Below are 13,736 nucleotides of genomic sequence, written 5' to 3'. Positions count from 1 at the left end.
CCGGCGGGCCCGCGGCACCCACCGACGGGCAGTCGAACGGAAGGACGCACCACCCCCGTGGCCGCCGATCGGAAAGCCGCTCACCGCAAGCCCAAGCAGCGTCTGTTCACCGGACCTGCTGCCCGCACCGCAGCCACCCTGGCCCTCGCCGGAGCGGCGACCGCGACCGCCCTCGACGGCGCCGCCCAGGCCGACCCCGGGCTCACCCCGGCCCAGGTCGAGTCCAAGGTCGACCGGCTGTACCACGACGCCGAGGTGGCCACCGAGAAGTACAACGGCGCCAAGGAGGAGGCCGCCGCCTCCGAGAAGTCCCTCGACGCCCTGCGCGACGAGGCGGCCCGCAGGACCGAGCGCCTCAACGCCGCCCGCGACACCCTCGGCTCGTACGCCACCGCCCAGTACCGCAGCGCGGGCATCGACCCCGCGGTCCGGCTGGCCCTCTCCTCCGACCCCGACGATTACCTGGAGCGCGCCTCCTACGAGGACCGGGCGGGCGACCGCCAGGCCGGCGCGGTCAACGGCGTACGCCGGCAGATCAGCGACATCGCCCAGCTCCGCGCCCGTGCCGAGGACGAGCTCGCGGTCCTCGCCTCCCGCCGGGCCGAGCTGAGGAAGCACAAGGACGCCGTCCGCTCCAAGCTCGCCGACGCCAGGAAGCTCCTGGCCACCCTCACCGCCGAGCAGCGCGCCGGCTACGAGCGCTCGGCCGACGCCGCGCACGGCGGCAGCGGCGTACGCGCCGACCGGGGCATCCCGCGCGGCTCCGTGGCCGCCCCCAACGCCCGTGCCGCGCAGGCCGTCGACTTCGCGTACGGGGCGCTCGGCAAGCCGTACGTCTGGGGCGCCACCGGCCCGGCCTCCTTCGACTGCTCCGGACTCACCCAGGCGGCCTGGCGCGCGGCGGGCGTCTCCCTGCCCCGTACGACGTACACCCAGATCAACGCCGGGCAGCGGGTCTCCCGGTCCGAACTGGCCCCGGGCGACCTGGTGTTCTTCTACTCCGGGGTCACCCACGTCGGGCTCTACATCGGCGGCGGCCAGATGATCCACGCCCCGCGCCCCGGCGCACCTGTCCGGATCGCGCCGATCAGCGAAATGCCTTTCGCGGGGGCGACCCGCGTCGCATAGGCTCCCGGGCCCATGGACACCGCCATCCAGAACTACGCGCGCACGCTCACCCTCCGCTCCCCGGACCACTACCGGGTCGGCCCCTTCACGGTGCGCCACAACCCGTCCTGGGAGCTGAAGTTCGCCAACTACGCCATCCCCGACCAGGACGCCGAGCCCACCGCGCGGGACATCGCCGACCTGGTCGCGGCGTTCCGCGCGCACGACCGGCTGCCCAGGCTGGAATTCCTGCCCGCCTGGGCCCCCGCCGTCGAACCGGCCCTGCTGGCAGCCGGGTTCACCGTGGAGAACCGCGCACCCGTCCTGGCCTGCACCGCCGACGGACTGCTCACACCCGAGCCGGTGGACGGCCTCCACGTCGCCGAGCCCGTCACCGACGACGAGTTCACCTCCGCGGCAGCCGTCCAGCACACCGGGTTCGGCGGGGAGGGCGGCCCCGACGACGGCGAGATCGCCTGGCTGCGCGGGGCGACGGAGGGCGGCGGCGTCTCCGCCCTCGCCACCGTGGACGGCCTGCCGGCCGGTGCCGGCGGCTGCTCCGTCCCGGTCGACGGGATCGGCGAACTGGCCGGACTGGCCGTCGCCGGCACCTTCCGCCGCCGGGGCGTCGGCGCCGCGCTCTCCGCCTGGCTGACCCGCACCGCCTTCGAACGCGGCTTCCACGCCGTATGGCTGGAACCGGGCGGCCCCGACGTCGAACGGATCTACGCGGGCATCGGCTACCGCAGGACCGGCGAGAAGCTCAACATCTCGCTCGACCCCGCCTGACCACGGGCCGGATCAGACCAGCCGCCGGGCCGTGGCCCACCGGGTCAGTTCGTGCCGGTTGGAGAGCTGGAGCTTGCGCAGCACGGCCGAGACATGGGACTCGACGGTCTTCACCGAGATGAACAGCTGCTTGGCGATCTCCTTGTACGCGTATCCCCGGGCGATCAGCCGCAGCACCTCACGCTCGCGCTGCGTCAGCCGGTCCAGGTCCTCGTCGACCGGCGGGGCGTCCGTCGAGGCGAACGCGTCCAGGACGAAGCCGGCCAGCCGCGGCGAGAACACCGCGTCGCCCTCCTGGACCCGGAAGACCGAGTCCACCAGGTCGCTGCCGGTGATGGTCTTGGTGACATAGCCGCGGGCGCCGCCACGGATGACACCGATGACGTCCTCGGCGGCGTCCGAGACCGACAGCGCCAGGAAGCGCACCGGATTCTCGACGGCGCCCATCATCGGGGCGCAGCGCCGCAGCACCTCGACGCCGCCGCCTCCGGGGAGGTGGACGTCGAGGAGGACGACCTCGGGGCGGGTCGCGGTGATCACGGTGACCGCCTGGTCGACGTCGGCGGCCTCGCCGACGACCTCGACCCCGGTCTCCTCGGTGCGGCCGATCTCGGCCTGGACCCCGGTGCGGAACATCCGGTGGTCGTCGACGAGCACGACCCGTACCCGGCGCTCCGGGCCCCCGGTCGCTTCGGTGTTCTCGGTCATTCGCTCGCCCTCTCCATCTCCAGCTCGACTTCCGTGCCCCCGCCGGGCACCGAACGCAGCCGCGCGGTACCGCCGTTGCGCTGCATCCGGCCGATGATCGATTCTCGTACGCCCATCCTGTCGCCCGGAACGGCGTCCAGGTCGAATCCCGGCCCCCGGTCCCGTACGGAGACGAAGACCGTACGGCCCTCGACCTCCGCGAAAACCTGGACGGCGCCGCCCTCGCCACCGTACTTGGCGGCGTTGACCATCGCCTCGCGTGCGGCCTGCATCTGTGCCGCCAGCTTCTCGTCGAGCGGGCAGTCACCCACGACGACGACCTCCAGCGGGACCCCGTGCTTGTCCTCGACCTCGGCGGCGGCCCGCTTGACGGCCTCGGCGAGCGTCGCCGGCTCCTCGGCCTCCTCCTTGCCGGTGCCCTCCGGGTTGTACAGCCAGTTGCGCAGCTCGCGCTCCTGGGCGCGGGCGAGCCTGCGGACCTCGCCGCCGTCGTCCGCGTTGCGCTGGATCAGCGTGAGCGTGTGCAGGACGGAGTCATGGACATGAGCGGCCACCTCGGCGCGCTCCTGCGCCCGGATACGCATCAGGCGTTCCTCGGAGAGGTCCTGTGTCATCCGTACGAGATAGGGGCCCGCCAGCAGCGCGATGCCGGCGAGCACGGCGATGGCGGCGGTCAGCGCGGTGCCGAGCTGCGCGGCCGAGCCCCGCACCACCACGAAGGCCGCGAGGCCGAGGCCGACCAGCGCGACACCGGCCAGCCCCCGGGCCAGGTGCAGCACACGGCGGCGGCGGCCGACCTCGATCCAGCGGGCGCGGCGCGCGTTGTCGGCCTGGCGCCACACCAGGACCGAGCCCGCGCCGATCAGCAGCGCGGGCCAGACGTAACGGTCCGCCTCGCTGCCCATGTCGACGTTGCCGACGAAGGTCACGGCCCCGACGAGCAGCGCGACCAGGGCGAACACCTGGCCCCGGTCGGGTTTGCGGAGTCTGCGCCGACCGTCGGGGGCGGTCTCGAAGAGCGACCTCTCCACCCCGCCGACGGCCCCGCCGACCCCGCCGACCCCGAGGGGTACGACGATCCAGAACACGGCGTACAGCAGGGCGCCCAGGCCGTCCGCGAAGAACAGCCCGAGGAAGACGAACCGGACCCAGGCGACGGGCAGTCCCAGGTGGCCGGCGAGCCCGCGCGCGACACCGCCGAGCATCCGCCCGTCGGCGCTGCGGTAGAGCTTGCGCGGTGCGGGCTCCTCCGGGTCCGGGGCGTGGGAGCTCGGGGCTCGGCTCGTGGCTGCTGGCATGCACCGATCGTCACACGTTCCGGCGGGCCGTGGCATCAGGGTCTGCCCGGACTCGACCCTGAGGAGGGGGTGTCCGGCGGGGTGCGCCGGGCCCGGCCGCTGGGCCCGGCGGACGTGCGGCGGGCTTGGGCCCCGAGGGTCTCCGGGACGCAATATCAGGGATCGGCCAGGGTCGTCACGGGCCCCACGAGGGCGTACGGGCCGTCACCATGGACCCATGACCGTTCCCCAGGACGCCTCCCCCGGTGTCACGCCACCCCCCGAGCCGGCACCGCGGCTGCAGCGGAGCCCGCGGCAGAAAGTGGTGGCCGGGGTGTGCGGCGGGCTCGGCCGGTACTGCGACGTGGACCCGGTGATCTTCCGGATCGTGCTCGGCGTCCTCGCGGTGACGGGCGGCATCGGACTCATCTTCTACGGCTTCGCCTGGCTGCTGCTCCCCGTGGAGGGCGAGGAGGAGAACGAGGCGCGCCGGCTGCTGTCCGGCCGGGTCGAGGGTGCGTCGCTGGTCGCGCTGCTGCTGGCCCTGGTGGGGTGCGGGTTGCTGCTGTCGATGCTGCACAACGGCGGGATGCTGGCCTTCGCCGCGATGCTGTCCCTGACGGTGATCGGCTTCTCGGTCTGGACCCAGCACCGCAGGACGGCCCCGCCCGAGGACGCGCCGGGCGGCCCGCCGCACGCCCCGAGAAGCGCGGCGCACACCGTCGGCCACGGGGCGCCGCCCGAGGTGAAGGCACCGCCGACGCCCGGCGGCCCGTCCTGGTGGCGGGACCCGATCGTCAAGGACGGCACGACCGGCCCGGCGGGCACGGGCTATCTCTGGGGCCCCGCGAGCGCGGTGTCCGAGGCGGAGGAGCTCGGCAGGAGCAGGCCGACGCCGGACGCCCCGTACCGGCCGCCCTACCGCCCGACGGGCGCCCGGGGCCCCCGCCCGATCGGCGGCCTCGTCTTCCTGCTCGCCCTGATCGCGGGCGGTCTGGGCACGGGCCTGAACTGGGGCTCCCATCCGCTCGGCACCAGCCTGCAGATCGGGCTCGCCGCCGCACTGGGGGTGTTCGGCCTCGGCCTGCTGTTCGCCTCGCTCCTGGGCAGGACCGGCTTCGGCACGATCCTGCTGGCCATGATCACGGCGGGCCTCCTCGCGGGCGCCTCCGCCGTCCCCGGGGACATCGGCACCGACTGGGTCCGCAAGGAGTGGCGCCCGGCGTCGGTGGCCACGGTCCAGCCGCAGTACAAGCTGAGCACCGGCGTCGCACGGCTCGACCTCTCCGGGGTCACGGTGCCGGAGGGCGAGACCGTCAGCACCCGTATCGAGGTCGGCGCGGGCCGCGCCGTCGTCGTCGTACCGGCGGGGGTGACGGTGAAGGTGGACGCGGAGGCGGGCCTCGGCGACATCCAGCTCCCGTCCGACCGGCGCAAGGACGTGGACGTCGCCCCCGACCGGCACACCCGGCAGACCATCGAACCCGCCGAGAACAGCAAACCCGCCGGAACCCTGGAGCTGGGCATGGGAGTCGGCATCGGACAACTGGAGGTCATCCGTGCTGCGTCATGAGTTCCGCCCGGGCCGCGCGGTGGCCGGCCTCGTCATGCTGACCCTGGCGGCCGGCTACGCGGCGGACGCGGCGGGCGCGTGGCACGTCCCCTGGACGTTCTTCGCCCCCGTCTTCCTCGGCGGCCTCTGGCTGGCGGCCACGGTGACCTGGGTGAGCTACCGGGTACGGCGGCGGCGCAAGGCACGGACGCCGGCGGAGGCGTCGGCACCTGGCTCGGCCAGAGTGCCCTGACCACCACCGGGCGAGCCGGATCAGCCGATCTTGGGGGCGCTGTCGGGGAGCTCGACCGCCTTGCAGTGGTCCACGCGGACGGTCATGAAGCGGGCGAAGTCCGCTGCCAAGGCAACGACTTCCTCCTGCGCGGCCCGGTCCTTCGGGTCCGCATCGCCCCTGTCGACACTGACGTTCGTCTCCAACAGAACAGGGCTGCCCTTGCTGCCCTTGCAGCCGACGAAGAGGGAAACCCTGTCCGTCCCGACGAATCCGCTCCCTGCCCCCCAGGACAGAGGAGCGTTTCCGGGCTTGGCCGCATCCCGGGCAATGTCCTGGGAGCTGTAGTCGTCTTCGCTGAGGATGAGGAATTTCGAGAAATGGACGGAGTTCCCACCACCGCTCAAGCTGCATTTCCAGGTCGTCGACACGGAAGTAGCCGAGTAGGAGCCGAACAGATAATCCTCCGTGTAAGCCTCTCCGCGCTCAGGCAGCAGGTCTCGCACCGGACCCCCGGGAAGCGCACCGGCACAGACGCGGTCCGGGACGGCGACCGACGGTTCCTCGGACGGCCACAGGGCCCAGGCGCCGAGTCCGGTCAGGACCACGGCGCCCAGGCAGAGCGACAGGATGATCCCCCTCTTCCTCCGGCCGCTGCCGTGAGTCGAAACCGACGTGTTGTCGTGCATGAGACGGCCTTCCCGCACTATTGCCTGCCCTGACCGTAGCTGTCCTTCACCTGTTCGGACGAGCTGCCGGCCATGGCCTTGGCCTGGGTTTCGCTGATGCCTGCCTCGATGGCCGCTGTGTAGGTCGCGTCGTACATCGCGTCGGCGGAACCGGATCGCTGAGTGGCCAGGAATGTGTCCCGTTCCTTCTGTGCCTCACCACTGGAGTCGCGGGTGTAGTTCTCCAGGACCGCTTCGCGGATGTCGCCGACCACCCAGCCCGCGGCCTCCCCCGCCACCGGGAAGCGTGCGAGTCCCGTGTCGATGGCCCGGCCCGCCCACTTGTCCGCGGTGACCAGTCCTTCGTTGAACTCGGCGTCCGCGGCGATCTTGTCGTCGTAGACGGCCTGGGTCCGCGAGTCGGCCATGATTCCGGCGATCTCCGCACCCGGTGCCACCCGGAGGTTCACCTCCTCCGACAGGACGTTTCCGAGCTTGTCCCGTTCGTGGAAGGCGTCGTTGATCAGCTCGGTCGATACCGCCTGTTGGGAGTTGAGAATCGCGCCGTACGCGTCCGGGTCCTTGCCCACCGCTCCCAGGAAGCTCTTCAGGGTGCCGTCGTTGCCGAGATCACCAAGGTTGGCGTTGCTTCCGTAGGTGGGGACGTCCCGCCTGCCGTTCAGCCCGTCCTGCACATCCCTCATGTACTCGGCTGTGATGTTGCCGAAGCTGTCGTTCATAGGGGAAGCGTCGAGGCGGTCCGGGTTCTTGCCGTACTCCGCAACGATCCGGTTCACGAGCTCCGCGCTGCCGGCCGAGTGCTTCGGCGGTGTCGCGTCCGAGTCGTGCGGGACGCCGATGGTGGCCGACTCGAGGGCGTGACCCAGGGCGTCGTGACCCAGCGGCTTGCCGTCCTCACCCGGAGGCCATGCGCGGGCGTCGTCGCCCTTGGCCACCAGGTAGTCCCAGTTGTCCATCTCCTTGCCGTCCGCGGTCGTCGAGTCGTTGAAGAAGTCCAGCGACGCCTCGGGATTGTGTCCGAGCCCTTCCATGAAGCCGACGAACGGGTCGTTGGGCTCGTCCGTGGGCGGGTAGTTGAGGTTGGCCGTGTCGCGCCAGGCGACTTCCGGGTCCCCGGGGTACTCGCGCTCGTACTTCAGCAGGCTGTCGCCGTAGTCGTTCAGGAACTCGTCGTCGAACTTGCCCTTGTCCATCAGGCTGCTCATGACCTGGTAGCCGTTGGGCCCCATCGGCAGACCCTGGATCGGGAACGGCTTGTCGCCGGCCGCGATCACCTCCCGTTTCCAGGTGTCCATGGCGGGGCTCTCGCTCTGGGTGGCCGTGGCAAGCGTCATGCTCAGGTTGTCCTGGACCTCGGCGAGGGTCTTTGCCCGGTCACCCTCGACCGCGCCGCCGGGCGGGGCCGCCATGTCCCGCCAGAACTGGAGTGTTCCCTCACCGCCGAGGGTCGTCGCGAAGCGCTCGCTGAAGCCCGGGTTGTCCCGCTGATCCTTGAGCGTCTCGTTGAAGCGCGCGATCTCCGCATCGCTCCACTCCCCGGGGTTGGACTCCTGGGCCTTCTTCGCCCAGTAGTCGGCGTCCGCCTTGCCCTGACGGTCGTCGGCCTCCTTGAGCCCACCGGGGCCGTCGCCGGTGAAGTCGTGCTTGTTCTTCGCGAGTGCGCGCAGGGCCCGCGCGGCGATGCGGTCGGTCTCGCTCGCCTCCCAGAGCACCCGCTTCACCCGGCGCTCCGCCACGGCGAGTTCCTCGTCGGTCGGCGTGGGGATGTCGCCCTTGCCGGCTGCCGCACCCGAGGGGACGGAGGCGATTGCCCCGCCCTTGTCGTTGATGTAGATGTGGTGCTTGGCGAGGTCGTCGATGATCGTCCGCAGGGCCGTCTTGTGCTTCTTGAAGGCGGCACTGGCGTCACGCAGGATTCCGAGCACGCTCTTCGCCTGGCCGGCCACGTCCTGGAACTCGACGGCGATCTTGGTGACGAACTCCTTGGAGATGGTGGCGTTGGCGCCCGACCAGTCGGCGGCCTTCGCCTGCGTCTCCAGCGCCTTGGCGCTCACACCGCCGCCGCCCCCGGTCGCCAGGGTGTCCAGCTTGCCGTGCATCTTCTCCCAGTCGGACACCGCGGTGTCCAGCGTGCCCAGACGCAGGTCGGTGAGTTCCTGCGCCGTCATCATCTCTGCTGCCATAACGCTGCCCAGCCCCGTAGTTGTCGGTCGACGATCGATTCCGATGAGCTACTTGATGTAATCGTCGATCTTCGACACCGAAATACTCGTCTGGATGTGGACCTCGTCCTTGGAGTGCTGTGCGCGCGTGAAGTCGAAGTGGTTCGAGATGTGCGCGCACGCCTCCTTCAAGGTGCCGGTCTGGCTGTTCCACGCGTCGTGCAGCTCGGTCAGCGCGGACCCCATGTCGAGACCGTCGTTGAAGAGGTCGATCGACGCGGTGAACGTACTGGGGCGAGCGAAGTCGCTGGCCGTCCCGAACTGCTGGCGCAGCTCGTACGCCGTGTTGCCCAGCTTCCCCAGCTGGTCGTCGTGCACGACCAGGTCACCGCTGGACGCGCTGCCGCCACCCCCGGCCGCGGGAGCCCGGTTGAGCTGCATGCGCGCGGAGCCCCTCTCCGCAGCGTCGCTCTTGAGCTGTTCCCATTCGTCCCAAGCCACGCGCCGGCCCCTTCCCCGTACGTCGGCAGCCCTGATGGACACCGCCGCTCCGCCACGCTAACAACTTGCGTGCAGCGTGAACGCACTGGAGGCATACGGGTGCAACATGCTCACATCACGCCGACAGCCGACGGCCGGTACGACCCCTTCTGTCAGCCTTTCGTACCCTCAGATCCGTCCCGGCCGCCGCCGTCCCCTCATGGCGTCCAGGGACCAGTAAGGTGCCCCCGCCAGCAGCAGCGGCAGCCAGGCCATGAGGTAGACCAGGTCGTTGCCGTAGTAGTACGGCGTGCTCTGCCAGCTCACCGTCAGCCACAGGCTCAGTGAGATCAGGGCCCCGCCCAGCGCCGCGACGCGTGCCCAGAGGCCGGCCAGGGTGCCCAGGCCGACGAGGAGTTCGCCGATCGCGATGGCGTAGCCGAAGCCTTCGGGGGCCTTCAGGGCCAGGTCCACCAGGCCGGGGATCGCCGCGCTGTCGCGTACGGCGTTCATCATCTCGTCGATCGAGCCGGACCCGCTCGCGGACAGGAACGCGCTGTCGGTCAGCTTGTCGAGCCCCGCGTAGACGAAGGTGACGCCGAGGAAGATCCGCAGGGGAAGGAGCGCGTATTCGCGCGCCCGGTCCCGGAGACTTCTCGGCTCGTCCAGCCCGTACGAACCGCCCCTGTACCCGTGCATCACTGCCCCGCTTTCCGTTGGCCCTTCAGCAGACCATACGTACGCCGATGGGGCGCCGCTCACCAGGTGCGCGGTTCAGTCCGTGACATCGATGAGGCAGGAGTTGGTCTCCACCCCCGCGGCCGTCACGACCTGCACCTCCACCGCCCCCGGTTCGACCTCGACGGGCACGGGCACGGTGAGGACCGTGTCGGCCGGGTTGGCGAAGCCTCCGGTGACCGGGATCAGGGGGACGTGGACGTGCACCCGGCCGATCCTGACGACCACCCGCGCCAGCCGGTCGGGGCTTCCCGCGCCCGGGGGGACGAATCCGGCGCCGCGGATCTCGATGTCGTCACCGGTACGGATCGGAGCGTCCAGGTCCCCGGCCTCCCTGGCCCGGACGACCGACAGGATGACCGGGCGGCCGCCCTCCGCGTACTTCCCCGCGAAGTACGTCGCGGCCGAGACGGCCACCAGGACCGCCAGGCCCCACGGCAGGTCGGGCAGCTGCTCGGGGCGGCGGGCCAGGCGGACCGCGGCGAACAGTACGGCGACCGTGCTGACCAGCACGTACTGCACATCGGTGAAGCTGCCGCGCCCGGAGTCGTCCGTGAGCAGGTCGGCGGCCCGGGGCCGGTCGGCCCGCAGCTTCTGCAACCGCTGGCCCAGCACCCGTACGGTCACCACGCGGCGCACGACGACGGCGACGGCGCACACCAGCGCGAGCACGGTCAGCACGCCGGCCGAGCGGACCAGGTCCAGGCCCTCGATCAGGGTGTCGCGGTCGGCGTGGTCGGAGGCCCCGGCCAGTTGCAGCGCGAGGACGAGGACGGCGAAGACGGCGAGCAGCACCCAGGAGGCGGCGACGGTGCGCGAGGTGGAGAGCCGGTTGTCCTCGCCGATCAGCGGGGCGAGGAGGCCGCCGCGGGCCCGGTGGACGCGGGCGGCGCCGGTCAGCAGGCCCGCCGTGACGAGTGCGGCGAGCAGGCCGGCGGTGCGGGCGGTCGACCAGCCGGCCCCGATGGCGGTGGCCGCCTCGCCGATGACCAGCAGGGCCACACCGCCCCAGACCACGGTCAGGGTGCGCAGCCAGAGGGCGTGGAGCCAGGCGTCACCGGCCTCCCGGCTGCGGTCGGCGACCGTACGGGCCGACTCGGTCAGCTCGTCCGACACCCACTGCCGGGACGCGGAGACGGACTGGGCGACCCCGCCGGGAAGGCCCTGTCCGGCGGCCAGTTCGTCCCGTTTGGTGAGGAAGGCCGCCACGGCCCGCCGGTGACCCTCGCGTGCTCCGTGCGGGCAGTCACCGCACGTACAGCCACCGCCGTGCGCACTTTTCGCCCTCGCCTCGTCCAACGCCACGGAGAACGCCGCCCTTTCCTGCCCCGGTAGAACCAACTCACCTGTGATTTCTGCGAATTGTGCCGTACGGAGCGGGCTCGTCCCGCATCGGGGCGGGCCGGGGGCGCGTGTCGTGGAAATGTGCGATTTTCAGGCGCCGAGTACGAGGTAGGCGAGGCCCAGGGTCCCGCGGTATCCCCCGTAGTAGCCGTTGCGGCGGGCGTCGACGGCCTCGGTCACCGCGGCGTGCAGCCGGTGGCCCGGGTTGGCCAGCGCCCAGCGCTCGCCGCGCCCGATGTTGGCGGCGGATTCGAAGAGGTCCCACTCGCGCTGGTCCGCCACGGTCACCTGGAGCGGCCGGAGCCCGGCCGCCTCCGCCTGCCGGACCAGGCCCAGGAGCGGGCCGAAGTCGTCGGCCTCCGCGCCGAGGCCCTCCAGCGCGGCGGGCGAGGGCTCCCGCTCCCAGAACCCGTCGCCGAACAGCACCCGGCCACCGGGGCGTACGGCTGCCCGCAGGGCGTCGAGCGCCTCCGGGGTGCCGCCCGGCCAGGCGTGCGAGGAGCCGATGGAGACGGCCAGGTCGTAGCCGTCGCCCTGGTACTCGGCGGCCGGCACCCCGTGGAACCGTACCCGGTCGGCGAGCCCTCGCTCCTCGGCCAGGCGCCGGCCCCGCGCGACGGCGTCCGGGTCGGTCTCGACACCGTCCCCGGTGGAGCCCGGCGCCGCTTCGACCAGGCGCATCAGCAGCTCACCCCAGCCGCTGCCGAAGTCGGCGATCCGGGCGCCGGGGGCGGGGGCGCAGGCGGCGATCAGCTGGGCGGCGTGTTCCTCGGAGAGCGGGGTGTTCCAGGTGAGGTGCTCGTTGCCGGGGGCGGACATGAGGGCGCGGACTTCTTCGGCGGACATGGGGCCGCACCATTCCACGGGTGAGGGAGTCCTGCCACCGGATTAGCATCGGCCCGCCCGACAGCCCCGGCAGACCCGGCCGACCGGGTGGACCCCGCGGATACGACGATGCCGCCGCCCGGACGAACGGGCGACGGCATCGGCTCGGCCTCAGAAGCCCCAAGGGACTCAGGGGCTCAGGGGGCTCGCAGGGCGGGGATCACTCCCACTCGATCGTCCCCGGCGGCTTGCTCGTCACGTCGAGCACCACGCGGTTGACGTCGGCGACCTCGTTGGTGATGCGGGTGGAGATCTTCGCCAGCGTCTCGTACGGCAGGCGCGACCAGTCGGCCGTCATGGCGTCCTCGGAGGAGACCGGGCGCAGCACGATCGGGTGGCCGTAGGTGCGGCCGTCGCCCTGGACACCGACGCTGCGGACGTCCGCGAGCAGGACCACGGGGCACTGCCAGATGTCACGGTCGAGGCCGGCCGCGGTCAGCTCCTCGCGGGCGATGGCGTCGGCCTCGCGCAGCAGGTCGAGCCGCTCCTTGGTGACGTCGCCGACGATACGGATCCCGAGGCCGGGGCCGGGGAACGGCTGGCGCTGGACGATCTCCTCCGGCAGGCCGAGCTCCTGGCCGACCATCCGGACCTCGTCCTTGAACAGCTGGCGCAGCGGCTCGACGAGCTGGAACTCGATGTCGTCGGGAAGTCCGCCCACGTTGTGGTGGGACTTGATGTTGGCGGTACCGGTGCCGCCACCGGACTCGACGACGTCCGGGTAGAGGGTGCCCTGGACGAGGAAGGCGACCTCGGGGCCGTCCTCCTGGAGGATCTCCAGCTGGGCCTGCTCGAAGACGCGGATGAACTCGCGGCCGATGATCTTCCGCTTCTCCTCCGGGTCGGACACACCGGCCAGGGCGTCGAGGAAGCGCTTCTCGGCGTCGACGACCTTCAGCTTCGCGCCGGTCGCGGCGACGAAGTCCTTCTCGACCTGCTCCGTCTCGCCCTTGCGCATCAGACCGTGGTCGACGTACACGCAGGTGAGCTGGGAGCCGATGGCCTTCTGCACGAGGGCCGCGGCGACCGCGGAGTCCACGCCGCCGGAGAGGCCGCAGATGGCGCGCTTGTCGCCGACCTGCTCGCGGATCAGGGCGATCTGCTCCTCGACCACGTTGGTCGTCGTCCAGGTGGGCTCGATGCCCGCGCCCCGGTAGAGGAAGTGCTCCAGGACCTGCTGGCCGTAGGTCGAGTGCATGACCTCCGGGTGGTACTGGACGCCGTACAGCTTCTTCTCGTCGTTCTCGAAGGCGGCGACCGGGACGACGTCGGTGGACGCGGTGACGGTGAAGCCCTCGGGGGCGGCGGAGCAGGCGTCGCCGTGCGACATCCAGACCGACTGCTCGGTGGGCGTGCCCTCGAAGAGGGTGGAGCCGGCCTTGGAGACGGCGAGCGGGGTGCGGCCGTACTCACGTGCCCCGTTGTCGTCGACCGTGCCGCCGAGGGTGGTGGCCATGAGCTGGAAGCCGTAGCACATGCCGAAGACCGGGACCCCGGCCTCGAACAGCGAGCGGTCCAGGCTGGGCGCGCCCTCCGCGTACACCGAGGACGGTCCGCCGGAGAGGATGATCGCCCGGGGGTTCTTGGCCAGCATCTCGGCCACCGGCATCGTGGACGGGACGATCTCGCTGTAGACCCGGGCCTCACGGACGCGTCGGGCGATGAGCTGGGCGTACTGCGCGCCGAAGTCGACAACCAGGACGACGTCGGTCGTGGTGTCGGGGGCGGCGGGGGGTGCTGCTGGCACGGGGCGGCCTTCCGGCGGTGGAGAGG

13 protein-coding genes are annotated in these 13,736 nt (G+C 71.7%); 4 read left to right on the top strand and 9 right to left on the bottom strand.

Translation table 11 applies throughout. The annotated features are described in order from the left end of the window. Positions 1-57: 57 nt before the first annotated feature. Together JKV81_RS15710 and JKV81_RS15705 are read left to right on the top strand one after the other, a co-directional pair. Positions 58-1,128 carry a C40 family peptidase gene (locus JKV81_RS15710; protein ID WP_129265111.1) on the top strand — a complete coding sequence of 357 codons (1,071 nt, stop codon included), beginning with the start codon at positions 58-60 and terminating at the stop codon, positions 1,126-1,128. A gap of 12 nt (positions 1,129-1,140) precedes the next feature. Next, a complete protein-coding gene (locus JKV81_RS15705; protein ID WP_129265110.1) occupies positions 1,141-1,896 on the top strand; it encodes a GNAT family N-acetyltransferase in 756 nt (251 codons plus the stop codon). A gap of 12 nt (positions 1,897-1,908) precedes the next feature. Here JKV81_RS15705 and JKV81_RS15700 read toward each other — a convergent pair whose 3' ends face one another. Together JKV81_RS15700 and JKV81_RS15695 are read right to left on the bottom strand one after the other, a co-directional pair. After that, positions 1,909-2,604, bottom strand: coding sequence for a LuxR C-terminal-related transcriptional regulator (locus JKV81_RS15700; protein WP_031096516.1), 696 nt, complete (start codon positions 2,602-2,604; stop codon positions 1,909-1,911). Further along, entirely contained in the window at positions 2,601-3,902 is a 1,302-nt protein-coding gene (locus tag JKV81_RS15695) for an ATP-binding protein (protein ID WP_202076417.1), read from the bottom strand. The genes JKV81_RS15700 and JKV81_RS15695 overlap by 4 nt, the downstream gene beginning before the upstream one ends. A gap of 217 nt (positions 3,903-4,119) precedes the next feature. Here JKV81_RS15695 and JKV81_RS15690 point away from each other — a divergent pair, with 217 nt between their 5' ends. Both JKV81_RS15690 and JKV81_RS15685 read left to right on the top strand, forming a co-directional pair. Next, positions 4,120-5,454 (top strand): PspC domain-containing protein, encoded by a 1,335-nt coding sequence (locus JKV81_RS15690; RefSeq protein ID WP_202076416.1) that lies wholly within the window; start codon positions 4,120-4,122, stop codon positions 5,452-5,454. Beyond that, on the top strand, positions 5,441-5,686 hold the full coding sequence (locus JKV81_RS15685) for a hypothetical protein (protein ID WP_124274286.1): 246 nt from the start codon (positions 5,441-5,443) through the stop codon (positions 5,684-5,686). Before JKV81_RS15690 ends, JKV81_RS15685 begins: the two co-directional genes overlap by 14 nt. Positions 5,687-5,706: 20 nt before the next feature. Here the strand turns inward: JKV81_RS15685 and JKV81_RS15680 are convergent, their stop codons facing one another. The 7 genes from JKV81_RS15680 to guaA form a co-directional block, all read right to left on the bottom strand. Continuing rightward, positions 5,707-6,354, bottom strand: coding sequence for a hypothetical protein (locus tag JKV81_RS15680; RefSeq protein ID WP_129265107.1), 648 nt, complete (start codon positions 6,352-6,354; stop codon positions 5,707-5,709). A gap of 17 nt (positions 6,355-6,371) precedes the next feature. After that, positions 6,372-8,537 (bottom strand): hypothetical protein, encoded by a 2,166-nt coding sequence (locus JKV81_RS15675; protein WP_202076415.1) that lies wholly within the window; start codon positions 8,535-8,537, stop codon positions 6,372-6,374. A 48-nt stretch (positions 8,538-8,585) separates the two neighbouring features. Continuing rightward, positions 8,586-9,017, bottom strand: coding sequence for a hypothetical protein (locus JKV81_RS15670; protein ID WP_124274283.1), 432 nt, complete (start codon positions 9,015-9,017; stop codon positions 8,586-8,588). Positions 9,018-9,185: 168 nt separating this feature from the next. Beyond that, complete coding sequence (locus JKV81_RS15665; RefSeq protein ID WP_202076414.1) at positions 9,186-9,695, bottom strand: DoxX family protein; 510 nt, start codon at positions 9,693-9,695, stop codon at positions 9,186-9,188. Positions 9,696-9,770: 75 nt separating this feature from the next. Further along, positions 9,771-11,039 (bottom strand): hypothetical protein, encoded by a 1,269-nt coding sequence (locus JKV81_RS15660; protein ID WP_129265105.1) that lies wholly within the window; start codon positions 11,037-11,039, stop codon positions 9,771-9,773. Positions 11,040-11,168: 129 nt separating this feature from the next. Continuing rightward, a complete protein-coding gene (locus JKV81_RS15655; protein ID WP_202076413.1) occupies positions 11,169-11,924 on the bottom strand; it encodes an SAM-dependent methyltransferase in 756 nt (251 codons plus the stop codon). Positions 11,925-12,123: 199 nt separating this feature from the next. Then, a complete protein-coding gene (gene guaA / locus JKV81_RS15650) occupies positions 12,124-13,710 on the bottom strand; it encodes a glutamine-hydrolyzing GMP synthase (protein WP_129265103.1) in 1,587 nt (528 codons plus the stop codon). Positions 13,711-13,736: the final 26 nt, after the last annotated feature.

It is taken from the genome of Streptomyces silvae (genome assembly GCF_016745505.1).
GTDB classification, from domain to species: Bacteria; Actinomycetota; Actinomycetes; order Streptomycetales; family Streptomycetaceae; genus Streptomyces; species Streptomyces silvae.
This window is presented reverse-complemented; position numbering and strand designations above follow the sequence as displayed.